Here is a 20,190-nt window from a genome sequence, read left to right as displayed (position 1 = left end):
CCGTTAGTTGACCGGCTTGATCTTGCCCAGCGGAATGAAGCCGAGGGAAGCCTTGCCCTTGACCACTTTCAGCGGCATGGACGGTTCGCTGCCAAGCAGCGCCAGGGCGCCAAAACCCTGCTCGATCGCATTCTTCTGCTCGGGTATGGCGCCGGCAAGAATAGATGCCACCGCCTTGGGATCCTTGATCCTGATCATCAGGTCGGCGTCGACGAGACCCTCGGCATCGACTGACAGCGGCCCGGAAACGGTGACGCGCGCCGTGCCGGACGACAGATCGAGGTTGCGGATTTCGATCCGCTGGCCGCGCAGGCTTTTCACCTGCGTGCCGATCAGCGCCACGCCGTTCTTCAGTGTCACGTCGCCGCTGGCATCGAGCGCCGGCAACACCCGCCCGCCGATCGCGTCGGCATCGATCTCGAGATCGCCAAAGCTGCCGACATAATCGAGATCGCCGTTGTTGGGCTGCAATTGGCCTGACGCCTTGCCGGCACTGAACAGTTCCACCGGATCGGTGTCGTCGGCCGGGTCGGTCTGGCCCGACAGGCCCTCGGCCTGCAGCGCTACACGCCGGGGCAGCGGGTACCACAATTTGACGTTGGCCTGCAGATTGTCCCAGTCGATCCAGAGCGGCATCATGCCGGGGACGGAGGTCCGGAGTGGACCGCGTAGATTGGCAACAGGCGACAAGGGCTGGACGATCTGGGCGACGGCGTTGAAGGAGCCGGCCGAGGCAGCAATGCTCTTGGCGTCGTCCTCGTAGGCGAGGTTGTCGCAAGAGACGGCAAAGCTCAGTGGATAGCCACCGACCTGGAGGTTGGCGCAACCGGCCTCGATGCCGCTCTTGTTGAGCGTGGCAACCGCCTTGTCGGCCTCGGACCGGACCCTGTTGGCCAGATAGAACCAGCCGGCGCTGTAAATGGCGAACAGCACGAGGATGAACGCGGCAAGCCACCACAGACGGCGACGGTTACCCGGTTGGCGTTCGTCACTTGACGTCATGCTTTGGCTCTCATTAACGCATGGATGGTGTGGACGGATTCTCAGGTTCCGAACACTAGGTAGACAGAGACGGATGGAAAAAACACCGGTTACCGGTGCGGTGCTGCCATTCTTTTTGCAATCAGGCGCGGTGATATGGGCGATTTTTGGGTGTTCGGCTACGGTTCGCTGATCTGGCGGCCGGGTTTCGCTCATGTCGAGACACGACGCGCCCGCCTGCATGGCTATCGCCGCTCGCTCTGCGTCTATTCCTTCGTGCATCGCGGCACGCGCCAGCGGCCCGGACTGGTGCTTGGCCTCGACCATGGCGGCTCCTGCGTCGGCCTTGCGTACCGCGTCCCTGGCGAATTGCGCGACGAGGTCATTGCCTATCTGCGCGAGCGCGAACTCGTCACCAGCGTCTATCTCGAGCGGACGCTCAAGGTTCGCCTCGACGGCGGTGGCACGGTGGAAGCCGTGGCCTACGTCGTCGACCGCAAGCATGAGCAATATGCGGGCGCGCTGGACGCGGCGGAGGCGGCGGCCGTGGTGCGCGGCGCGGTCGGCCGATCCGGTGACAACGAGGATTATGTGCTGAGCACGCTGAAGCATCTGGAAGCGCTCGAGATTCGCGACCACTGGCTGGAGGATGTGGCGCACCGGATAGCGACTTTGTGAAGCGCTGGCTCCGCGGAAAAGGGTAGCCAGGCCTTTGACCTCGATGCGGCAAGACCTAGGTTAGGCTCCGAACCCAGCCAGCGGGCGGCATCCGCCCGGTCCCAATCACCACGGAGATCCGTCTTGCAGAAACGCCGTCTCGGTCGCACCGACCTTTCCATCGCGCCGCTGGTTCTGGGTGGCAATGTCTTCGGCTGGACCGCCGACGAGAAGACTTCTTTCGATCTGCTCGATCGCTTTGTCGGAGCCGGCCTCAATGCCATCGACACGGCCGACGCCTATTCGCGCTGGGTTCCCGGCAACAAGGGCGGTGAATCGGAAACCATCATCGGCAAATGGATGAAGGATCGTGGCAATCGCGACAAGGTCGTGGTGGTCACCAAGGTCGGCTCAGACATGGGGCAGGGCCACAAGGACCTGTCGGCCGCCTATATCGAAAAGGCTGTCGATGCATCGCTGAAGCGGCTGCAGACCGAATTCATCGACCTTTACCTGTCGCACTGGCCGGATCCGACCACGCCCTATGAGGAAACCCTCGGCGCCTATGAGAAACTGCTCGCCAAGGGCAAGATCCGCTATGCCGGCTGTTCCAACCTCGACGCCGGCCAGTTGCGCGCGGCACTTGACGTGGCAAGCCTGCGCGGCCTGCCGCGCTACGAGGTGCTGCAGCCGGAATACAATCTCTATGACCGCTCCTCCTTCGATGGCCCGCTGCGCGATCTCTGCGTGGCGGAGGATATCGGCGTCATCACCTATTTCAGCTTGGCCAAGGGCTTTCTCAGCGGCAAGTACCGCAGCGAGGCCGATCTCGGCCAAAGCGAGCGCGGCGGCGGGGTGAAAGACTACCTCAATGCGCGTGGCATGCGCATCCTGGCGGCGTTGGACGCGGTGTCGGCCAGGCATTCGGCCAAACAGGCGGAAGTGGCGCTTGCTTGGGTTATCGCGCGGCCCGGCGTCACCGCGCCGATCGCCAGTGCGACCAAGCCTGAGCAGATGGACAGCCTGATCCGCGCGGCGTCGCTGAAGCTGTCCGCGGACGATATGGCCGAACTCGACAAGGCCAGCGCCTGAGGCCGCGACGCTGGTGCTGACCAAGGTGCTGGCGGTATACGGCTGACGGCCGGTGGTCAGGACGCTTCAGGCCTTCGCGCCGAGCTCCCGAAGCCGCTTCACCGCCGTTGGCGGCAGGGCCGGCGGGTTTGATGCGCGGGATGCCTCGAGGAGAAGCTGGTCGCAGGCAGCTTCGGTCTCACCGATCAGCCGCGCCATGAACTCGTCCTTGCCCAGGCCAGGCGGTATAGGCGGCAGGAAGCGCGCCTTGACGGTGCCGGGATAGCGCAGGAACTTGCGGCGCGGCCAATAGAGGCCAGCGACATGGGCGACCGGCACGACCGGAACGCCAAGCTGCGAATAGATTTCGACGATGCCGTATTTGTAGGCCGGCTCGTCGCCCGGCGCCCGACGGGTGCCCTCGGGATAGATGATCAGCTGGCGCGGGTTGCGCGCCATTTCTTCCTTGGTCGCCGCAACCACCGCCTTCAAGGCCTTGGAGCGGCTGCCGCGATGCACCGGGATCATCCGCATCTTCAAGATGTACCAGCCGAAGAAGGGGATCCAGGTCAGCTCGCGCTTGAGGATGTAGAGCGGGTCCTGGAGGAAGGGGAAGAAGGCGATGGCGTCCCAGAACGACTGGTGCTTGGGCGCCAGGATGAAGGAGCCCTCGGGCAGGTTTTCCTGCCCGGTGATGTCGTTTTTGGTGCCGGCGATCTTGTCATAGAGCCACATCGAGGTGCGCGACCAGAATTTCGGCACGAACCAGGCGCGGTGGCGGGGCGACAGGAAATAGTACGGGGTCCAGAGGATCATCTGGACGATCAGATTGACGTAGAAGACGAAATTGAACGCCAGCGATCTGACATAGAGCATGGGGGAGGTCCGGTGAGGAAGTGTGCGTTGGTTACACCAAGCGCGGAGAAAAAGGAAACGGTGCGATACTGCCCGTCCTACCAGGTCGCCTGCGCCAGGCGTTCCCTCAGGCGGGGGGCGGCGAAGTCGAGGAAGGCGCGCAGTTTCACCGGCAGCCGGCCCTGGCCCGCATGCACCAGGTTTACCGGCCAAGGCTCGGGTTCGAAATCCCTGAGCACGGGGCGCAGTGTTCCCGAGCGTGCGGCGGCGACAATCTGGTAGGAAAGCACCCGTGTCACTCCGACACCGGCGATCGCCGCATCAATCGCCGCCTCGGCGGTGTTGACCCGGAGCCTTGATCGGACCGGCACGACAAAATCAGCCTTGTCCACGGTGAAGGTCCAGGTGGCGAGCGAGCCAAGGCCCTCGAAGGTAATGCAGCTGTGCGCCTCGAGATCTCCTGGAATTTCTGGAATGCCGCGTCCGGCCAGATAGGCAGGGCTCGCGCAGACAACATGACCGATCGAACCGACCCTGATGGCGACCATGCGCGAATCCGGCAGCCTGCCGATACGGACGGCGAGGTCGATATGATCCTCGGCCAACTGGCTTATCCTGTCGCCGAGCGTCAGGCGGATATCCACCAGGGGATAGGCGGCGAGGAAGTCGGTGACGACCGGTAGCACGTGAAGGCGGCCGAAGACGATCGGCGCGGTGACGATCAATTCCCCTGTCGGGGCGCTGTATTCGCCGCCGGCGGTGCGTTCGGCGTCGCCGACCTCGTCGAGGATGCGGCGGCAGGCAGTGAGATAGGCATGGCCGGCGTCGGTCAGTGTCAGCCGCCGCGTCGAGCGGTTCAACAGGCGTGTCTTCAGGTACCGCTCCAGTTCGGAGACCTTGCGGCTGACTGTTGCCAACGGAACGTCCGAATGGCGCGCGGCGGCGGAAAGGCTGCCGCCCTCCGCCGCCGCGACGAAAAGGGACATGGCTTCGAGACGATCCATCATTTCTTCCAGAAAATGGAAGGGTTGGTTGCAAATATGGCATCTACATCCGCAACATGGAAGGCTGCATATAACGGGGGCACACCTCAACCAGGAAATCTCTATGCCCCGCATCGCTACGCCTTCGTCCATCGCTCCCGCTCCCGCCGCCGCGCAGCCCATGCTGCAAGTGGTGGAAAAACAGCTTGGTGTCGTGCCGAACCTGTTTCGGATGGTCGCCAACAGTCCGGCGGCGCTGGAAGGCTATCTCGGCATGATGGGCGCGCTGGCCAGGGGCCGGCTTCCGGCGCCGACGCGCGAGCGCATCGCGCTGGCGATCGCCGAGATCAATGGCTGCAACTACTGCCTGTGCGCGCACACCTATCTCGGCAAGACGCTCGCAAGCCTCGACGATGCCGAGATGATGGCCAATCGCCATGGCGGCTCCATGGACCCCAAGGCAGCCGCGGCGGTGGGTTTTGCCGCCCGGGTTGCGCAAAGCCGCGGACATGTCGCCCAGGAGGATATCGCCGCTGTCAGGCTCGCGGGCTATGACGACGGAGAGATCATCGAGATTGTCCAGCATGTCGCCCTGAACGTCTGGACCAACTATATCAATGAGGTTGCCCAGACCGAGATCGATTTTCCGGTTGTTTCCGCCCGCAATGCTGCCTGAATCCGGATAGGAGCGGCGATGCCCGCCGGTCCCCACCTCATGCCGCAGAGGAAATCCCATGTCTGAGAGCCGCCCGCCGCTTCCGCCCTTCACCGCCGAGACGTCAGCCCAGAAAGCGCGCATGGCCGAGGATGCCTGGAACTCGCGCGATCCGGCGCGGGTGGCGCTCGCCTATACGGCGGACAGCCGTTGGCGCAACCGCGCCGAGTTCCTGCAAGGCCGCGATGCCATCCAGGCGTTCCTGACGCGCAAATGGAGCCGCGAACTCGACTACCGGCTGATCAAGGAGGTCTGGGCCTTCCACGGCAACCGCATCGCCGTGCGCTTCGCCTATGAATGGCGCGACGACAGCGGCTCATGGTTCCGCAGCTACGGTAACGAGAACTGGGAATTCGACGACCACGGGCTGATGCGGCTGCGCATCGCCAGCATCAACGACCTGCCGATCGCCGAGGCCGAGCGCAAATATCACTGGCCGCTCGGCCGGCGGCCGGACGACCATCCGACGCTGTCGGAGCTCGGTCTTTAGAAGCATTCAGGCAAGGAGGTTTCGATGAACGCACACGCTTTTACCAGCGATGTCGCCTTCACGCCGACGGTCAAGGCGATCCAGGCGCGCAAGGGCTCGCGCCAGTCCTACGCCCGCGTCGAGGAGCGCGGCGGCTGGCAGTCGGCGATCACACCGGACCTCGCCGCATTCATCGAAATGCAGACCAGCATCTTCCTGTCGACGGCCAATGGCGATGGCCAGCCCTACATCCAGCACCGCGGCGGCCCTGCCGGCTTTCTCAAGGTGCTCGACGAGAAGACAATCGGCTTCGCGGATTTTTCCGGCAACAGACAATTCATCACGCAGGGCAATCTGGCCGACAATCCGAGGGCCTTCCTGTTCCTGATCGACTACATGATGCGCCAGCGCATCAAGATCTGGGGTACGGCGCGCGTTGTCGAGGACGATGCCGAGTTGACGACGAGGCTGATGCCGCCGGACTACAAGGCGCGTCCCGAGCAGATCATCCTGTTCACCGTCTCGGCATGGGATGCCAATTGCCCGCAACATATACCGCAGCGCTTCGAGGCGGCTGATGTGGCAGCCGCGCTTGGCGAGCGCGACCGGCGCATCCAAGACCTTGAACAAGAGATCGCGCGCCTCAAGGGCGTTTCAGGGGCTGTCGCCAAGCAATGACGCGGCTCAGCCGCCGGCGGCGGTCTCGGCCAGGGCGATTCCCTCAGGCGTCGGCTTCACCGGGATAAACCCGCGAGCCAGCGCCAGCAGGTACTTGGTGTATTCGGTGAACAGCACGCGCACCGCGCGCGGCTTGGTCAGCCAACTGCCATTATCCAGGTTGGAATTGACCACCGGGTAGGGTTCGAGCTTGGCGCCATGCAGCAGCCGGCCCATCTCCAAAAGGCTGCGCGGCATGTGATAATTGTTGGTGACCAGGATCACCGTGCCATAGGCATGGTTTTCCACCCATTTGGCGCTTTCCTCGGCATTGCCGATCGTGTCGAGCGCGGCGCGATCGATGTCGACACAGCAGGAAAACAGTTTCTTGTCGCCGCCGGTGGCCGCCTGAAGCTGGCGCCGGCTGGCCGAGGGGTGCACGCCGCTGATCAAGAGCCGCTCGCCCTTGCCGGATGCGAGCAGCTCCATCGCGGCGTCGAGGCGCGACTGGCCGCCGGTCAGCACAATGATGGCGTCGGCCTTGGCCGGGTTGGCGGGCGTGGTCAGATGACTGACCTTGCTGGCGAACCAGCCAAAGCCGCCAGCGAACACTGTTGCAAGCACAAGCAGGGAGAGAGCGGAGAGGCGCAGGGCGGTCCTTAGATGGCTAACCTTGCCATGGCCGCGCCAACGGTCAACCACCACTGGCAACTGTCCAGCCGTCCCGGTCGAATCCCGCACGTCCATGGTCATATAGTTAATCCTCAAATGCGGCCTTTGATAGGTAAAAGACGCACTTTGCGTTACGCGAATTCTTTCTCCGTGATCGCCCTGTTTCCGTCCAAGCCAAGACGAGGTCCTTTCATGCATCGGGTTGGCGAACGTCGATGTCGCTGAGATAGGCAACGACGGTGACGTGCGAGGTTGCCGCCGTCAGCGCGCCAATCACCAGCACCATCAGGACGACACCTGCGTAACCCGCCGAGCCGATGGCGAAGTTGCCGAACAAAGCGGTCGCCTGATCGGCCTGCGGCGTTGCCATGTTGCGTGACGACCACCAGGAGAACACGATGAAGACGAGCACCGCCGCCGCTCCGCCGGCGGCCGCGCCCTTCATGCCGGTGACCAGAAAATGCCGGCGGAATTCGCGTGCGATGAAGCGCGCCTCGGCGCCGACGAAATGCAGCACCTCGATGATGTGGCCGTTGCCGTCCATGGCCCCACGGGTCGCGAACACCACGGTCAGCACCGTCGCCGACAGCATCAGGGCCAGAACGGCGACGCCTATGGTCACCGTGGTGCGGGCCATGGCCACCAGCCGGTCGACCCAGGTGCGGTGGTCGTCGAGCGATGCACTCGGCAGTTTCGGCGTGATCGCGGCGCGCATGGCGGCGAAGTCAGGCGGGCTGCTCTCGTCGATGGTGACGATGATCAGGCGCGGCACGGGCAGGTCGTCGATGTTGAGGCCCGAACCCAGCCAGGGCTCCAGCAGCCTTGCGGTCGCTTCGCGGTCGATGATCCGGGTCGACTTCACGCCAGGGAATTCGCCGGCGATCCGCGAGGCCTGGGTAAGCGCCGCCTCCATGTCGAGGCCGTCGGCCGGCTTGATCTGAATCGTCGCCTCGCGCGAGATCTGGTTTTCCCAAACCGAGGCTGTGTCGCGCACCAGTGTCACCGCGCCGAAGGTCAGGCAGGACAGGAAAGTCATGATGGCGATGACCAGCACCAGAGCGCGGCCGGCAATGTTCTGCGCCGGCACGATCGGCGCCATCTTGCGTTGTGCGCGCGGCCTCGCCTCCACCGCCTCGGCATCCTGCTCCTCGAAATGGTCGGCCGATAGCTCGGTCTCAGTCATAGATATCAAGCCTTCCGCCGGCCAGGATCATGCGGCGCGCGTCAACCTGCTCCATCAGGCCAAGGTCATGCGTGGCGATCACAACGGCGGTGCCAAGCCGGTTGAGCTCGATGAACAGCCGCAGCAGCCGCCGCGCCAGCGGCGGATCGACATTGCCGGTCGGCTCGTCGGCGAGCAGGATCTCCGGCTGCTCGATCAGGGCGCGCGCGATCGCGGCGCGCTGCTTCTCGCCTCCGGACAGGACCGGCGGCAGCACATGCATGCGCTCGCCCAGCCCCACCCATTTCAACAACTCGGTGACGTCGGTGCGGTAGCTCGCTTCCTCGCGCCCGCGCACGCGCAGCGGCAGCGCCACATTCTCATAGGTGGTCATGTGGTCGAGCAGGCGAAAGTCCTGAAACACCACGCCGATGCGGCGGCGCAGATGCGGCAGTTCGGTGCGCGAGATGCGCGAGCGGTCCTTGCCGAAGATGGTGATCAGTCCACGCGTCGGTTTCAGCGACATGAACAAAAGGCGCAGCAATGTCGTCTTGCCGGCACCCGAAGGCCCGCTCAGGAACTGGAAGGAGCGCTCCGGTATGTGCAGGGAGATGTCGCGGAGGATTTCCGGACCCATGCCATAGCGGAGGCCGACATTTTCGAAGCGAATCAATTTCGACGACCTGAATTTCCTGGCCGCGGCGAACCGGCCTGTTTTGTGAAAAGACCATCGGCCGGCATGGTTAACCGGCGGTTAATTCCTGGCTCGTTTAGGCTCTTCAAGAGGGCTCCGGTGGGGAAGCGTTAACCATTTGTGTTTACGCAAAAGAAACGAAAAGCGAACACGCGCAATACTGGGGCCATGATGGCTGACGAACGAACCGCGCGCCCGGTTTCCGGCGAAATCATGACCGATCCCGCGGCAATTGCCGCAGCGGACCGGATCTTGCGCGCCCCGGCGGCTGATATCATCGATGCGGATTATATGGTGTTGCCGCGGCCGGCCCCACCAGTCGGAAATGTGACGCCGCTGCCGCGTGCGATTGTCCCCCCGGCCATCGAAGGCATGGACATGCTGCGCAAGCCGGAAATGCCAGCGGAACGGCCGCCGGCCTCGCGCGGCGGTCCGATCTTCTGGATCGCCGGCATCGGCGCCGCCCTTGCCGCCTTCTGGGTCTCGGGCGGCCATGCGCTGGTGCGCCAGGCACCGTTCCTGCCCGGCGCGCAAGCGTCGGCGCTGACCATTTCAGGCGTGACGTCACGCATCGATGCCTCCGGCGCCAATCCGGTGCTGTTCGTCGACGGCGAGGCCGCCAATGACGGGACGAGGCCCGCGACAATGCCGCCACTCGAAATCCGGGTGACGGGCAATGACGGCCGGACAACCCGCTATACGCTGGGGACATCTGGCCATTCGCTGGCATCGGGCGAAAGATTCGGCTTTGCCAGCCGGCTCGACGTGCCTAAGAACGGGGTAAGGACCGTTTTGGTCACCTTCGCCGAATAGCGTGTGTCGATATTCAGGTGAAGCCGGCCTGCAAACGGTGGTTCCCTGCGCTTCCGGTGCTCACGTACGCTCCGCTCCGGTTCTCGGAAACCACTGCTTTCGGCTCGGTCTGACCTGACTCTCAACACACGCTCGGTGTGAAGGCGTTTCGGAAAAAAACTGGAGGGGGCGAGAAATGCCAAACGTGCGCGGCAAGGACATCGAAGTCCTGTTTTCGGCATCGGCGATCGCGCGGCGCAATCTCGAACTCGCCAAGGAGATCGCCGGGCACGATTATCACGATCTCCTGGTGATTTCGGTGCTGAAAGGCTCGTTCATCTTCGCCGCCGACCTGATCCGCGCCATGCATGATGTCGGCCTGTCGCCGGAAGTCGAGTTCATCTTCATCTCCAGTTATGGCGCCGGCACAACCAGCGGCGAGGTGAGGGTGCTGCGCGACATCGACAACGAGGTTGCAGGCCGTGACGTGCTGTTGATCGACGACATTCTGGAATCGGGCAAGACGCTGAGCTTCACGCGCGACCTGATGCTGTCGCGTGGCGCGAAAAGCTGTTCCATCGCCGTGCTGCTCGACAAGCGCATGCGCCGCCAGACCGCGCTCAATGCCGATTACGTCGGCTTCGACTGTCCCGATTATTTCGTCGTCGGCTATGGCATGGATGTGGCGCATGCTTTCCGTGAATTGCCGTTCGTGGGTATGGTGAAAGGCGATGTGTAAGGCGAGTGCCTCGCACCGGTGAATTCTGAAAAAGGCCTTAACGGTGTCAGGAAAATTAGTCTGGGCGAGCGCCGGGGTTTTCAGGAAAAGTCAACGTTTCGCCGCCAAACATGCCGGCCATGGCAAAGCTTTTGATCGTCGAGGACGATGAGTCCGTCCGCACCCTCGCAGCCCGCGCGCTCGAACGCGCCGGCCACGCAATCGATATCGCCGCCGATGGCGCGCAGGGGCTTTCGCTGATCCGCGCCGCAAAAGGCGGGTACGATCTCGTCGTCTCCGACATACGCATGCCCGAGATGGACGGCATCGAGATGGCGGTTGCGGCAGCCGCGCTTTTTCCCGCGATGAAGATCATGCTGATGACCGGCTATGCCGACCAGCGCGAGCGCGCCGAGGAATTGAACGGCATCATCCTCGATGTCGTGCAAAAACCCTTCACGCTCGCCGAGATCCGCTCTCGCGTCGAACGGGCGCTGATCTGCTTCGCCTGATCAGGCTGGATCCCTGGCCACAAGCGCCGGTGCCGGGCTGGCGCGGCGCTCGGTGTTGAGCGCCAGCAGGCCGGCGCCGATGATGAGCGCCGCGCCGATCACCGTCGCTGACCTGGGCACCTCGGCGAAGAACAGGAAACCCCACAGCGGCGACCACAGGATGCCGGTATATTCGAAGGTGGCGACGCGGTTGGCCGGCGCCAGCCGGTAGCCTTGCGAGAGCAGGATCATACCGGCCGAGGCGACGAAACCGCAGGCGGCCATCTTGAGGAAATCCGGCAGCGTCGGCGCGATCCATGGTCGCACCAGGAATTCGAGGCTCGGGTGGACGGCGTGGGTTATGCCCGCAATGTGGAACGTGCCGGCGACGACGGCCGCGCCGACGAGATAGGCGCCGTTCTGGTAGAAGGCCATGACAGTGGACGATTCGGTATCGCCGATCTTGCGAGCCATCAGCTGCGAGAAGGCGTAGAGCACGGCCGAGCCCAGCGACAGCAAGGCCGCCCAGTCGAACAGCCCGGCGCCGGGGCGCAGCATCACCAGCACGCCAAGCATCCCGATCAGCACGGTCGACAGCGTCTGCCAGGAAACGCGCTCGCCGAGATAGGGGCCGGCCATCGCCATGATGCAGAGCGGCGCCATGAAATAGAGCGCCACGGCGTCGGCCAGCGGGAGGGCGGCGATGGCCAGGTAATAGACCGTGTAGGAGGTGAACTGGATGAAGGCGCGTATCGTCAGCAGGCCGAACCGTTTCGACAGGATTGCCCGCACCCCGACATCGGCGTGAACCAGAACGATCAGGATCGGCAAGGCTACGATCGAGCGGATCGCCATCACCTCGGTCACCGGGTAACCGCTCGACACGGCTTTGACGAGCGGATCTTGCAGCGAGAAGACCAGCACGCCCAGGCACAGGCTCAGGATGCCACGCACCATCCTATTCTGCATCCGTTCAGGCTCCCGCGCATCCGATCCGGCGACCCTCACCAGATCAAAAAGAACCCGCCACCGTGTTCGGGTAGCGGGCACGAGTGAGGACTCTTGATTGGTCCGCAGCCGATTTCGCGACTGCATATCCAATGGGTGAGGCGATTATCGTTCGGCGTTTGACATGTTGCAAACGAATTGGAATGATGCCAGTGATCAAATCCGCTTATGATGGATGCCATGCGGCCAACCCTTGATAGTGATCTCCTGCGTACCTTTGTCGCCATAGCCGAGGCCGGCAATTTCACCAGGGCGGCCGAGCAGGCCGGCCGCACGCAATCGGCCGTGTCGATGCAGATGAAGAAGCTCGAAGAGCTGGTCGGCGACAGCCTGTTCGAGCGAGGTTCACGCGGCGTCGCGCTGACGCGGCGTGGCGGCGAACTCATCGTCAATGCCCGCCGTATCGTTTCGCTGCTCGATGAAACGGCGGCGTCGATGGCGGCGGCGCCGCTCGGTGGGCCGGTGCGCATTGGCATTCCTGAGGAATATGGCCACGCCATCCTGTCGCGCGCGCTCGGCGCATTTTCGAAGCGTCACACCAAGGTCGAGGTCACCGTACGCTACGCGCATTCGGAGGCGCAGATCGCGGCGCTCGCCGCCGGCGAGCTGGATTTATGCGTGGTGTTCGAATGGCAGGATCCTTCCGGCGGCGAAGTGCTGATGCATGATCCGACGGTCTGGGTGACGTCGAACCTGCATCACATGCATGAGGAGCGCCCGGTGCCGATCGCGCTCTACAACCGCGCCGGCTGGTGTAAGGACTTCGCCATCAAATTGCTGGAGCAGCGCGGCCTTGCCTATCGCGTCGCCTATACAAGCGATACCAATGGCGGCCTGAAGCTTGCCGTCACCTCGGGGTTGGCGATCGCGCCGATCTCACGCAGCAACATTCCGGCGGACTGCCGAGAGCTGACGTCCGCGGACGGGTTCGGCGACATCGATTCCTCCAATGTGGTGATGCATCGCAACCCGAATGCGTCAGGCGAAGCAATCGACGGCATGCAGGAGGCAATCCGCGAGGCGTTCGTCAACAGGTAGACGGCTCCATGGAAATGAAGCTGGTCCCTCTCGCCGCTTCCTATTTCAGCTCCAGCAGCCGTTCCAGATAGCTGCGCTCGATGTCGGGGCTGAGCGCATTGCCGAGCCGCTTGCGGATCGCTTCCAGGATCTGGCGCGCGCGCTGGACGTCGATCTCGTCGGGCACTTTCACCGAATCGCCAAAATCGGGACCCTGGCTGGCGCGCGGCCGGCCGAGCGGGTCACGGTCGGCATCCTGCTGGCGGCCGCCTTCCTGGCTGCCGCCCTGGTCGCCCTGCATAGCCTGCATCTGTTTCATCATGTCCTTGGCGCCCTTGCGCAGCGCCTCAAGCGCCCGGCCCTGGTGGCCGACGGCCTCGTCGCCCTGGCCCTCGCCAAGCGCCTGCTCGGCGCTGCCCATGGACTTGCCGGCCTCGCCAAATCCTTCATTGGGCTCCATGCCCATGCCCTCGAGGCCTTTCTTCAGCTGCTCCAGATCGCTCTTCAGCTGGCCCTGGCCCTCCTGCAGCTGCTTCAGCGCATCGGCGAATTCCTGCGGCGTCATAGGCTTTGGCTCGCCATTCTCGCCGGGCTTGCCGTTTTCGCCAGATTGACCTTGCTCATCGTTCTGGCCAAGCTGCTCGTCGCGGTTGCGGCCGCGCTGGCGCTCGCCGCGCTGCATCTGATCCATGCGGAAGGTGTCGTTCATCATCTCCTGCTGCCGCCGCAGGATCTCGCCAAGCTTGTCCATCTGCTGACGCATCTGGCTGTCCTGCTCGCCCCCCTGCTGCTGGCGGCCGGCCTGGAGGTTGTTCATCATGTCCTGCAACTGAGACAGCAATTGCTGGGCCTTGTCGCGATCGCCGGACTTCGCCAGATTTTCGATCTGGTCCATCATGCGGTCGATGTCGCTCTGGCGCAGCTCCTGGCCGTTCTGCTGCATCTGCGGCGCGTTCGGGTTCTGCTTGGCGCGTTCGGCGAACTCCTGCAGGAACTGGTTCATCGCCTCGCGCAGTTCCTTCATCGCCTTCTCGATCTCGGCATCGCTGGCGCCATTCTTGATGGCGTCCTGCAGTGCCTGCTGGGCCTGGCGCAGCCGCTTTTCGGCCGCCGAGAGGTTGCCCTCCTCGATACCAAGCGCGATCTCCCAGAGGTAGGCAACCTCGCTGCGCAATTGATCGTCGTTCACCGCCAGCTTCAGCCGGCTCATTGCGCTCATGATGGCGAGGTAGTGGGACATGGTATCGAACGTGTCTTCAGGCCGCAGCGTGATGGCCTCCATCAGGTCGAGCACGCGCGGCTTGGCATTGGCGTCGAGCGCAAGCAGGCGGCGCTGTTCGATCACCGCGCGTGCCAGCGGGTTGGTGAACGGCCGCTCGGGCATCGCGAGCGTCTTGGTTTCGCTTGAGGCGGTGTGGCCGGCGTCGTCGGTGGCGACCAGCGTCAGCTTGATGCTGCTGCCGGCCCAGACATGCTCGGTCAGGTCTTTCGTGGTCTTGGCGGCATTCAACTTGCCGCCGCGGCGCGGCAGTGTCAGCGGCATTTCGGGCGGACCATAGAGCGGATGCGCACCCGGCGGCTGCGGGTCGGCCAGCGCGAAGACCGCCTTGGCGGTGGCGGCGCCGTAATCGTCATCGATCTGATAGTTGAGCTCGAAGGCGCCGTTGGCGGCGCGCTTGGGCTCGCCGACGAAGCGGATCCGCGGCGGCTTGTCCGGGATGACGGCGAAAGCCCAGCGGCCAAGCTGATCCTCCCCCGATTTCAGCGTCAGCGTCCCGTCGCCGGTCAGCTTGCTGGCGAACTGGCGCACCTTCGAAGGCGAGGCGGACGACACCGCCGGGCTTGCTGCCGGCTTGGCGGCGGCTTGCGGGCTTGCGGGGTCGATGGCGCGCGCATTGCCGTCCTTGTCGGCATAGGCAAGCGTTTCCTCGCCCGAGCCTCCGGTAACGCGCAGGGAGACGTCGCTTCCCTCGGGGACATGAAAAGTCGGGGTCGCCTGGTTGGCGTCGGCAGTCAGGAAGATCGGCGGCTTGCCGGTATAGGCCGGCGGCGTCACCCATGCGTCGATGCGCGGCGGTACGGCGTCGAGCGTGCCATGTGCGCTGAACCCATCTGTCAGCCGGCCGCCGGTCGGCCCGAAGGAGAAGGCAAAGGCAGTGACCAGCAGGAGCGCCGCCACGGCGCGCAATCCCCACGGGTCGCGCTCCGGCACGCGCGTGCGCGGCAGATCGGCGCCGAGATTGTCGAGCTTTCCAGCCATTCGCTTCTGGTGCTCGCGCCAGAGCGCCTGCGAGAAACTGCTTTCCTGGCCGCTGGGCCGGTCGCTCTGCACCTGCACCGGGCTGTGCAGCAGTCTGTTGGCGGCTTCGATGCGGCGATCGATCTCGGCCGCGCCAGGTATGCGGAAAAAGCGCAGCGGATAAAGCGCCGCCAGACCTGCCAGGCAAAACATGGCGATAAGGCCGATGCGCACCACGTCCGGCAGCCGGGGAAAAATACCGAACCAGGAGACGCTGAGAAACAGGCCGACGACGACAATGAGCGGAAGCAGCAGCGGCCAGCCACGCTCGATCGCCATCGAGACCCGCGTCGCCAGCCGGCTCAAGGCCAGGCGTCCGGCCAGGCCGCGATTGCTGCTGAAGGTGGGTCGTTCGGTCATCGGCCCTTCCTGGAGCCCTGTTCCGTCCTGAAGGACCGCAATGGGCTCTATCTCTTTGGGCATGATCTGTTCCGAAACTTGGATTCTATTTTTCGGGATCATGCGGCGAGGCGGACGGGATAGCCCAAGCCTCACGACTCGAAGAATACCAGTAAACACGGCAAAGGCGAGGCAGTTTGAGAAAACGTGAAGCCTGCCGAAATGGTTGCAATCAGAAATTGGCGGGGTTTGCGTTGGCCCCACAGACCAGCACGGCGACCCGTTCGCCCGGTGTCGGCGCGTAGCGGCCGGACAGGATCGCGGCAAAGGCGGCGGCACCACCCGGCTCCGAGATGATGCGCACGCGGTTCCAGAGCGCCTTCTGGGCGGCGATGATGTCGTCGTCGCTGACCAGGATGGAGCGTTCGACGAAGGCTTCGGCGATCGGGAACATCATCTCGCCGACCCGCTTGGGCGCTAGCGAATCGGCGGCGATGCCTTCCGCCGGCGCGTCCACCGGATGGCCGGCTTCGAAGGCGCGATGAAGCGTCGGCGCACCCTCGGGCTCTACGGCGACGATGCGGATGCGGCCGGCATACCAGGCGGCGATGCCGCCGATCAGGCCGCCACCACCGACGGCGACCAGCAGCGTGTCGATCTCAGGCAGATCGCTTTCGATTTCGAGCCCGAGAGTGCCTTGGCCGACCAGCGTCTCCTCCTGGTTGAAGGCGTGGATCTGCAAGGCGCCGGTTTCCTCGGCGAACCGTTCGCTGGCGGCCAGCGCTTCGGCATAGCGGGCGCCGCCGACAACGAGGTCGGCGCCATAGGCCCGGATGCGGTCCAGCTTGGCCTGCGGGCTCACTTCGGGAACGAAGATGGTTGCTCTGTGGCCAAGCCGCATGGCGGCGTAGGCGACGGCAGCGCCATGATTGCCGCCCGATGCGGCGACGACGCCGGCCTCGGGAACCGGCCGCTCCAGGAGGTTGGTGAAGGCGCCGCGGGCTTTGAACGAGCCGGAATGCTGCAGGCATTCGAGCTTGAGGTCGATCGCCAATGGCCCCCGATCGAAGTCGGCCATGTCGACGCGCAGAACCGGTGTGTGCCTGATATAGGGGCGGATGCGCGGTTCCATCGCGGCGATGCGTCCGCGTGTGACGACGTTGCCCTGCGACATCAAAATCTCCTTGGGATTGACAGCAATTAGTAACTTGGCAAAATGGCTAAATGCAAGAGGTTGATGTCTTCAAGGCGATCGCCAACGAGCGCAGACTGCAGATTCTCGACTGGCTCAAGAATCCACGTGCGCATTTCCGGGCACAGGCGGATGGCGATCTGGTCGAGGACGGCGTCTGCGCGCTGCTGATCGCCGAGAAGCTCGGCATCACTCAGGCGACGCTTTCCGAGCATATGCGCGTGCTCGTCCAGGCCGGCCTGCTCAGAACCAAGCGCATCAGGCAATGGACCTTCTACCGCCGCGACGAGGACAGGATCGCCGACGCAAGGGCACTCATCCAGAACCGGTTATAGCGCAGAACCGGTTATAGCGTCGCGGCAGGGCGGCTTACGCAAGCCAGTCCGGCACCGAATCCAGCCCGATCAGCTCGTCATAGGTCGGGCGCGGACGCACGACATGGAAACGGTCGCCGTCGACCAGCACCTCCGGCACCAGCAGGCGAGTGTTGTAGGTGCCGGCCTGGACCGCGCCATAGGCGCCGGCGGTGGAAACGGCGACGAGATCGCCCGCCATCAGCCGGGGCAGGTCGCGGTCGAGGCCGAGATAATCGCCGGTCTCGCAGACTTGGCCGACTACGTCGACCATCATGCGCGGCGCGTCGGCCGGCGGCTGCACGACCGGCCTGATCTCGTGGAAGGCATCATAGAGCGTCGGCCGGATCAGGTCATTCATGGCAGCGTCGACAACGAGGAAATTCTTGGCGTCGCCTTCCTTCACGAAAATCACTTCCGAGACCAGGATGCCGGCATTGCCAACGATCAGCCGGCCCGGCTCGAACATCACCTTGAGACCCAATTTGGTGACATGCTTGCGGACGATCTGGGCATAGGCGTCGGGCAAGGGGGGCGGGTTGTTGTCGACGCGGTAGGGAATGCCGAGACCGCCGCCGAGATCGACATGCTCGATGGCGTGGCCGTCGCCGCGCAGCGCTCCGACCAGGTCGACCAGCAGGGCGAAGGCGTCGTCGAAGGGCTGCAACTCGGTGATCTGGCTGCCGATATGGGTATCGATGCCGGTGACCTTAATGCCCGGAAGCGTTGCCGCGCGGGCATAGACCTGGCGCGCCCGCTGCCAGGGAATGCCGAACTTGTTTTCAGCCTTGCCGGTTGAGATTTTCTTGTGGGTCTTGGCGTCGACATCGGGATTGATGCGCAGCGAGATAGGCGCCACCTTGCCGAGCGCCACGGCACGTGCCGACAACAGCTCGAGTTCCGGCTCGGATTCGACGTTGAAGCAGAGAATGCCGGCTTGGAGCGCAAAGTCCATTTCGCGGGCGGTCTTGCCGACGCCCGAGAACAGGATCTTGCCGGCCGGGACTCCTGCGGCGAGAGCCCGGCGCAATTCGCCTTCCGAGACGACGTCGGCGCCGGCGCCGAGCTTGGCCAAGGTCCGCAGCACCGCCTGGTTGGAATTGGCCTTCATGGCGTAGCAGACCAGCGTATCGAGCCCGGCAAAGGCCTGGACGAAGACACGGTAGTGCCTAGTCAGGGTCGCCGTCGAATAGCAATAGAACGGCGTGCCGACCTGTGCGGCGATATCAGGGATCGCCACGTCCTCGGCATGCAGCACGCCATCGCGGTAGTCGAAATGGTTCACGAGTGTGGTTCCGGAAGTTGAGGCACGATGCGATCGGGTTTGGACAAGACCAATCCCGCCTTCATCGGCGCTAGATCAGCGGGTCGAGAATGAACTTCTTGTCCACGACCGGTTTTTCCGGTTCCGGCGGCACGGGCTGGTGGGCCTTCTCGGCATCCTTGCGTGCCTGGACAGCCGCCTCATAGGGCGTGTCCAGGCCCGCCTTGCGGCCGCAGGCGGTCACGAAGGCAAGCGCCGCAAGCAGCGTCAGCGTCACCAAAATCCTGCTTCCGGTCATCGATCCATCCGTCCGAAACTCTCTGTCCGCCGCTGCTTTTAGCCGAGTTCTCGGTGCATTGCACCCCGGATATTGCTGATCGCGATATCCGGCATTACGCCTTGGCGAGACGCTTTTTCCAATAGCGGATCTGCTTTCTCACTTCCGATGGCGCGGTGCCGCCGAAGCTGGTGCGACTCTTGACCGAGTTCTGCACCGCCAGCACCGAGAATATGTCGGAAGTGATGCCTGGGTTGATCGATTGCAGATCCTCCAGCGAAAGCTTTTCCAGGCTGACCTTCCTGTGTTCGGCCAGCGCCACCGCGCGGCCGGTGACATGATGGGCCTCGCGGAACGGCAGGCCCAAGGTACGCACCAGCCAGTCGGCGAGGTCGGTGGCGGTGGCGTGGCCGGAGCCGGCGGCCTTCTTCATCGCGGCGGCATTGACCGTCATGTCCGCAACCATGCCGGTCATCGCGGCCAGCATCAGGTCGAGCGTCTCGGCCGCGTCGAACACCGATTCCTTGTCCTCCTGCATGTCCTTGCCGTAGGTCAAAGGCATGCCCTTCATCACCGTCAGCAGGCCGACCAGATGGCCGTTGACGCGGCCTGTCTTGCCGCGAACCAGTTCGGCCGCGTCGGGGTTCTTCTTCTGCGGCATGATCGAGGAGCCGGTGGAAAAACTATCCGACAGCCTGATGAAGCCGAATTGTGGCGTCGACCAGATGATGATCTCCTCGGCCAGCCGCGACAGGTGAGTGGCGCAGATCGCCGCCATGGCAAGGAATTCCAGCGCGAAATCGCGGTCGGAGACGCTGTCCAGCGAATTGCGCATCGGCTCGCGGAAACCGAGCGCCCTGGCGGTCTGGTGGCGGTCGATGGGAAAGCTGGTGCCGGCAAGGGCGGCGGCGCCGAGGGGGCTCTCGTCCATGCGCTCAATGGCGTCGCGCACGCGCGACAGGTCGCGAGCGAACATCTCGACATAGGCCATGCAGTGATGGCCGAAGGTCACCGGCTGCGCCGCCTGCATGTGGGTAAAGCCCGGCATGATGGTCGCCGCATGTTCCTCGGCTCGCGCCAGGAGGGCCATGATCAAGCCTTTCAACGCCTCGGCGACACGAAAGCATTCGTCCTTGACCCAGAGCCTCAGATCGACGGCCACCTGGTCGTTGCGCGAACGGGCGGTGTGCAGCCGGCCGGCCGCCGGACCGATGAGATCGGCAAGGCGGGCCTCTATGTTCATGTGGATGTCTTCCAGCCGCGTCGAAAACTCGAAGCTGCCGCCCTCGATCTCTTTCAGGATCGTGTTCAGACCGTGAGCGATTTTTTCTTGATCGGCCGCCGAAATAATGCCCGTTTGCGCCAGCATCTCGCTATGAGCGATCGAGCCTCTTATGTCCTGCGCGTAGAGTTTGCGGTCGAACGAGATCGACGCGTTGATCGCTTCCATGATCGCGGCCGGACCCGAGGCAAATCGTCCGCCCCACATCTGGTTGCTGGTCTTCTTGTCGCTCATGGCTATAA

The 20,190-nt window shown here is 63.9% G+C and carries 22 protein-coding genes; 10 read left to right on the top strand and 12 right to left on the bottom strand.

Going from position 1 to position 20,190, the window contains the following annotated elements:
* Nucleotides 1-3 precede the first annotated feature (3 nt).
* Nucleotides 4-1,002, bottom strand: coding sequence for a DUF2125 domain-containing protein (locus FJ954_RS20695; RefSeq protein WP_140662853.1), 999 nt, complete (start codon nt 1,000-1,002; stop codon nt 4-6).
* Nucleotides 1,003-1,137: 135 nt separating this feature from the next.
* On the opposite strand from FJ954_RS20695, the gene FJ954_RS20690 reads away from it, so the two are divergent.
* Nucleotides 1,138-1,659, top strand: coding sequence for a gamma-glutamylcyclotransferase (locus FJ954_RS20690; protein ID WP_015315525.1), 522 nt, complete (start codon nt 1,138-1,140; stop codon nt 1,657-1,659).
* A 123-nt stretch (nt 1,660-1,782) separates the two neighbouring features.
* A complete protein-coding gene (locus FJ954_RS20685; RefSeq protein ID WP_140662851.1) occupies nt 1,783-2,730 on the top strand; it encodes an aldo/keto reductase in 948 nt (315 codons plus the stop codon).
* A gap of 66 nt (nt 2,731-2,796) precedes the next feature.
* On the opposite strand, the gene FJ954_RS20680 is transcribed toward FJ954_RS20685, so the two are convergent.
* Complete coding sequence (locus tag FJ954_RS20680) at nt 2,797-3,585, bottom strand: 1-acyl-sn-glycerol-3-phosphate acyltransferase (RefSeq protein WP_015315527.1); 789 nt, start codon at nt 3,583-3,585, stop codon at nt 2,797-2,799.
* Between the two features lie 77 nt (nt 3,586-3,662).
* On the bottom strand, nt 3,663-4,568 hold the full coding sequence (locus tag FJ954_RS20675; RefSeq protein ID WP_015315528.1) for a LysR family transcriptional regulator: 906 nt from the start codon (nt 4,566-4,568) through the stop codon (nt 3,663-3,665).
* A 103-nt stretch (nt 4,569-4,671) separates the two neighbouring features.
* Here FJ954_RS20675 and FJ954_RS20670 point away from each other — a divergent pair, with 103 nt between their 5' ends.
* The 3 genes from FJ954_RS20670 to FJ954_RS20660 are packed head-to-tail and all read left to right on the top strand — an operon-like array spanning nt 4,672 to nt 6,409.
* Entirely contained in the window at nt 4,672-5,223 is a 552-nt protein-coding gene (locus tag FJ954_RS20670; RefSeq protein WP_140662849.1) for a carboxymuconolactone decarboxylase family protein, read from the top strand.
* A gap of 58 nt (nt 5,224-5,281) precedes the next feature.
* On the top strand, nt 5,282-5,752 hold the full coding sequence (locus tag FJ954_RS20665; protein ID WP_015315530.1) for a DUF1348 family protein: 471 nt from the start codon (nt 5,282-5,284) through the stop codon (nt 5,750-5,752).
* A 24-nt stretch (nt 5,753-5,776) separates the two neighbouring features.
* Nucleotides 5,777-6,409 (top strand): pyridoxamine 5'-phosphate oxidase family protein, encoded by a 633-nt coding sequence (locus FJ954_RS20660; protein WP_015315531.1) that lies wholly within the window; start codon nt 5,777-5,779, stop codon nt 6,407-6,409.
* Nucleotides 6,410-6,415: 6 nt separating this feature from the next.
* Here FJ954_RS20660 and FJ954_RS20655 read toward each other — a convergent pair whose 3' ends face one another.
* From FJ954_RS20655 to ftsE, 3 genes are all read right to left on the bottom strand, one after another.
* Nucleotides 6,416-7,141, bottom strand: coding sequence for a YdcF family protein (locus FJ954_RS20655; RefSeq protein ID WP_140662847.1), 726 nt, complete (start codon nt 7,139-7,141; stop codon nt 6,416-6,418).
* 109 nt (nt 7,142-7,250) lie between these two features.
* Nucleotides 7,251-8,243, bottom strand: a complete 993-nt coding sequence (locus FJ954_RS20650; protein WP_140662845.1) for an ABC transporter permease — start codon at nt 8,241-8,243, stop codon at nt 7,251-7,253.
* A complete protein-coding gene (gene ftsE / locus FJ954_RS20645; RefSeq protein ID WP_010911739.1) occupies nt 8,236-8,895 on the bottom strand; it encodes a cell division ATP-binding protein FtsE in 660 nt (219 codons plus the stop codon). The genes FJ954_RS20650 and ftsE overlap by 8 nt, the downstream gene beginning before the upstream one ends.
* Before the next feature lie 189 nt (nt 8,896-9,084).
* Between ftsE and FJ954_RS20640 the strand changes: the two genes are divergently transcribed.
* From FJ954_RS20640 to FJ954_RS20630, 3 genes are all read left to right on the top strand, one after another.
* Entirely contained in the window at nt 9,085-9,729 is a 645-nt protein-coding gene (locus FJ954_RS20640; RefSeq protein WP_140616825.1) for a cadherin-like beta sandwich domain-containing protein, read from the top strand.
* 175 nt (nt 9,730-9,904) lie between these two features.
* Entirely contained in the window at nt 9,905-10,447 is a 543-nt protein-coding gene (gene hpt / locus FJ954_RS20635) for a hypoxanthine phosphoribosyltransferase (protein ID WP_140662843.1), read from the top strand.
* A 119-nt stretch (nt 10,448-10,566) separates the two neighbouring features.
* Nucleotides 10,567-10,938 (top strand): response regulator, encoded by a 372-nt coding sequence (locus tag FJ954_RS20630; RefSeq protein ID WP_181166417.1) that lies wholly within the window; start codon nt 10,567-10,569, stop codon nt 10,936-10,938.
* Here the strand turns inward: FJ954_RS20630 and FJ954_RS20625 are convergent, their stop codons facing one another.
* Entirely contained in the window at nt 10,939-11,886 is a 948-nt protein-coding gene (locus FJ954_RS20625) for a DMT family transporter (RefSeq protein WP_140662840.1), read from the bottom strand.
* Between the two features lie 219 nt (nt 11,887-12,105).
* Here FJ954_RS20625 and FJ954_RS20620 point away from each other — a divergent pair, with 219 nt between their 5' ends.
* Nucleotides 12,106-12,963: a LysR substrate-binding domain-containing protein gene (locus FJ954_RS20620; RefSeq protein ID WP_140662838.1), complete on the top strand. Its 858-nt coding sequence runs from the start codon at nt 12,106-12,108 to the stop codon at nt 12,961-12,963.
* Nucleotides 12,964-13,003: 40 nt separating this feature from the next.
* Here FJ954_RS20620 and FJ954_RS20615 read toward each other — a convergent pair whose 3' ends face one another.
* Both FJ954_RS20615 and FJ954_RS20610 read right to left on the bottom strand, forming a co-directional pair.
* The gene (locus FJ954_RS20615) at nt 13,004-15,601 is read right to left on the bottom strand and encodes a TIGR02302 family protein (RefSeq protein WP_140662837.1); all 2,598 of its coding nucleotides are present in this window, start codon (nt 15,599-15,601) and stop codon (nt 13,004-13,006) included.
* A 211-nt stretch (nt 15,602-15,812) separates the two neighbouring features.
* A complete protein-coding gene (locus FJ954_RS20610) occupies nt 15,813-16,754 on the bottom strand; it encodes a threonine/serine dehydratase (protein WP_140662836.1) in 942 nt (313 codons plus the stop codon).
* Between the two features lie 50 nt (nt 16,755-16,804).
* Here FJ954_RS20610 and FJ954_RS20605 point away from each other — a divergent pair, with 50 nt between their 5' ends.
* The gene (locus tag FJ954_RS20605) at nt 16,805-17,107 is read left to right on the top strand and encodes a metalloregulator ArsR/SmtB family transcription factor (RefSeq protein ID WP_015315541.1); all 303 of its coding nucleotides are present in this window, start codon (nt 16,805-16,807) and stop codon (nt 17,105-17,107) included.
* A 34-nt stretch (nt 17,108-17,141) separates the two neighbouring features.
* Here the strand turns inward: FJ954_RS20605 and lysA are convergent, their stop codons facing one another.
* The 3 genes from lysA to argH form a co-directional block, all read right to left on the bottom strand.
* Nucleotides 17,142-18,410, bottom strand: a complete 1,269-nt coding sequence (gene lysA / locus FJ954_RS20600; protein WP_140662834.1) for a diaminopimelate decarboxylase — start codon at nt 18,408-18,410, stop codon at nt 17,142-17,144.
* A 70-nt stretch (nt 18,411-18,480) separates the two neighbouring features.
* Nucleotides 18,481-18,687 (bottom strand): lipoprotein, encoded by a 207-nt coding sequence (locus FJ954_RS20595; RefSeq protein ID WP_023770782.1) that lies wholly within the window; start codon nt 18,685-18,687, stop codon nt 18,481-18,483.
* Between the two features lie 94 nt (nt 18,688-18,781).
* The gene (argH, locus tag FJ954_RS20590) at nt 18,782-20,182 is read right to left on the bottom strand and encodes an argininosuccinate lyase (protein ID WP_140662832.1); all 1,401 of its coding nucleotides are present in this window, start codon (nt 20,180-20,182) and stop codon (nt 18,782-18,784) included.
* Nucleotides 20,183-20,190: the final 8 nt, after the last annotated feature.

Source organism: Mesorhizobium sp. B2-3-15, from assembly GCF_006442875.1.
GTDB classification, from domain to species: domain Bacteria; phylum Pseudomonadota; class Alphaproteobacteria; order Rhizobiales; family Rhizobiaceae; genus Mesorhizobium; species Mesorhizobium australicum.
This window is presented reverse-complemented; position numbering and strand designations above follow the sequence as displayed.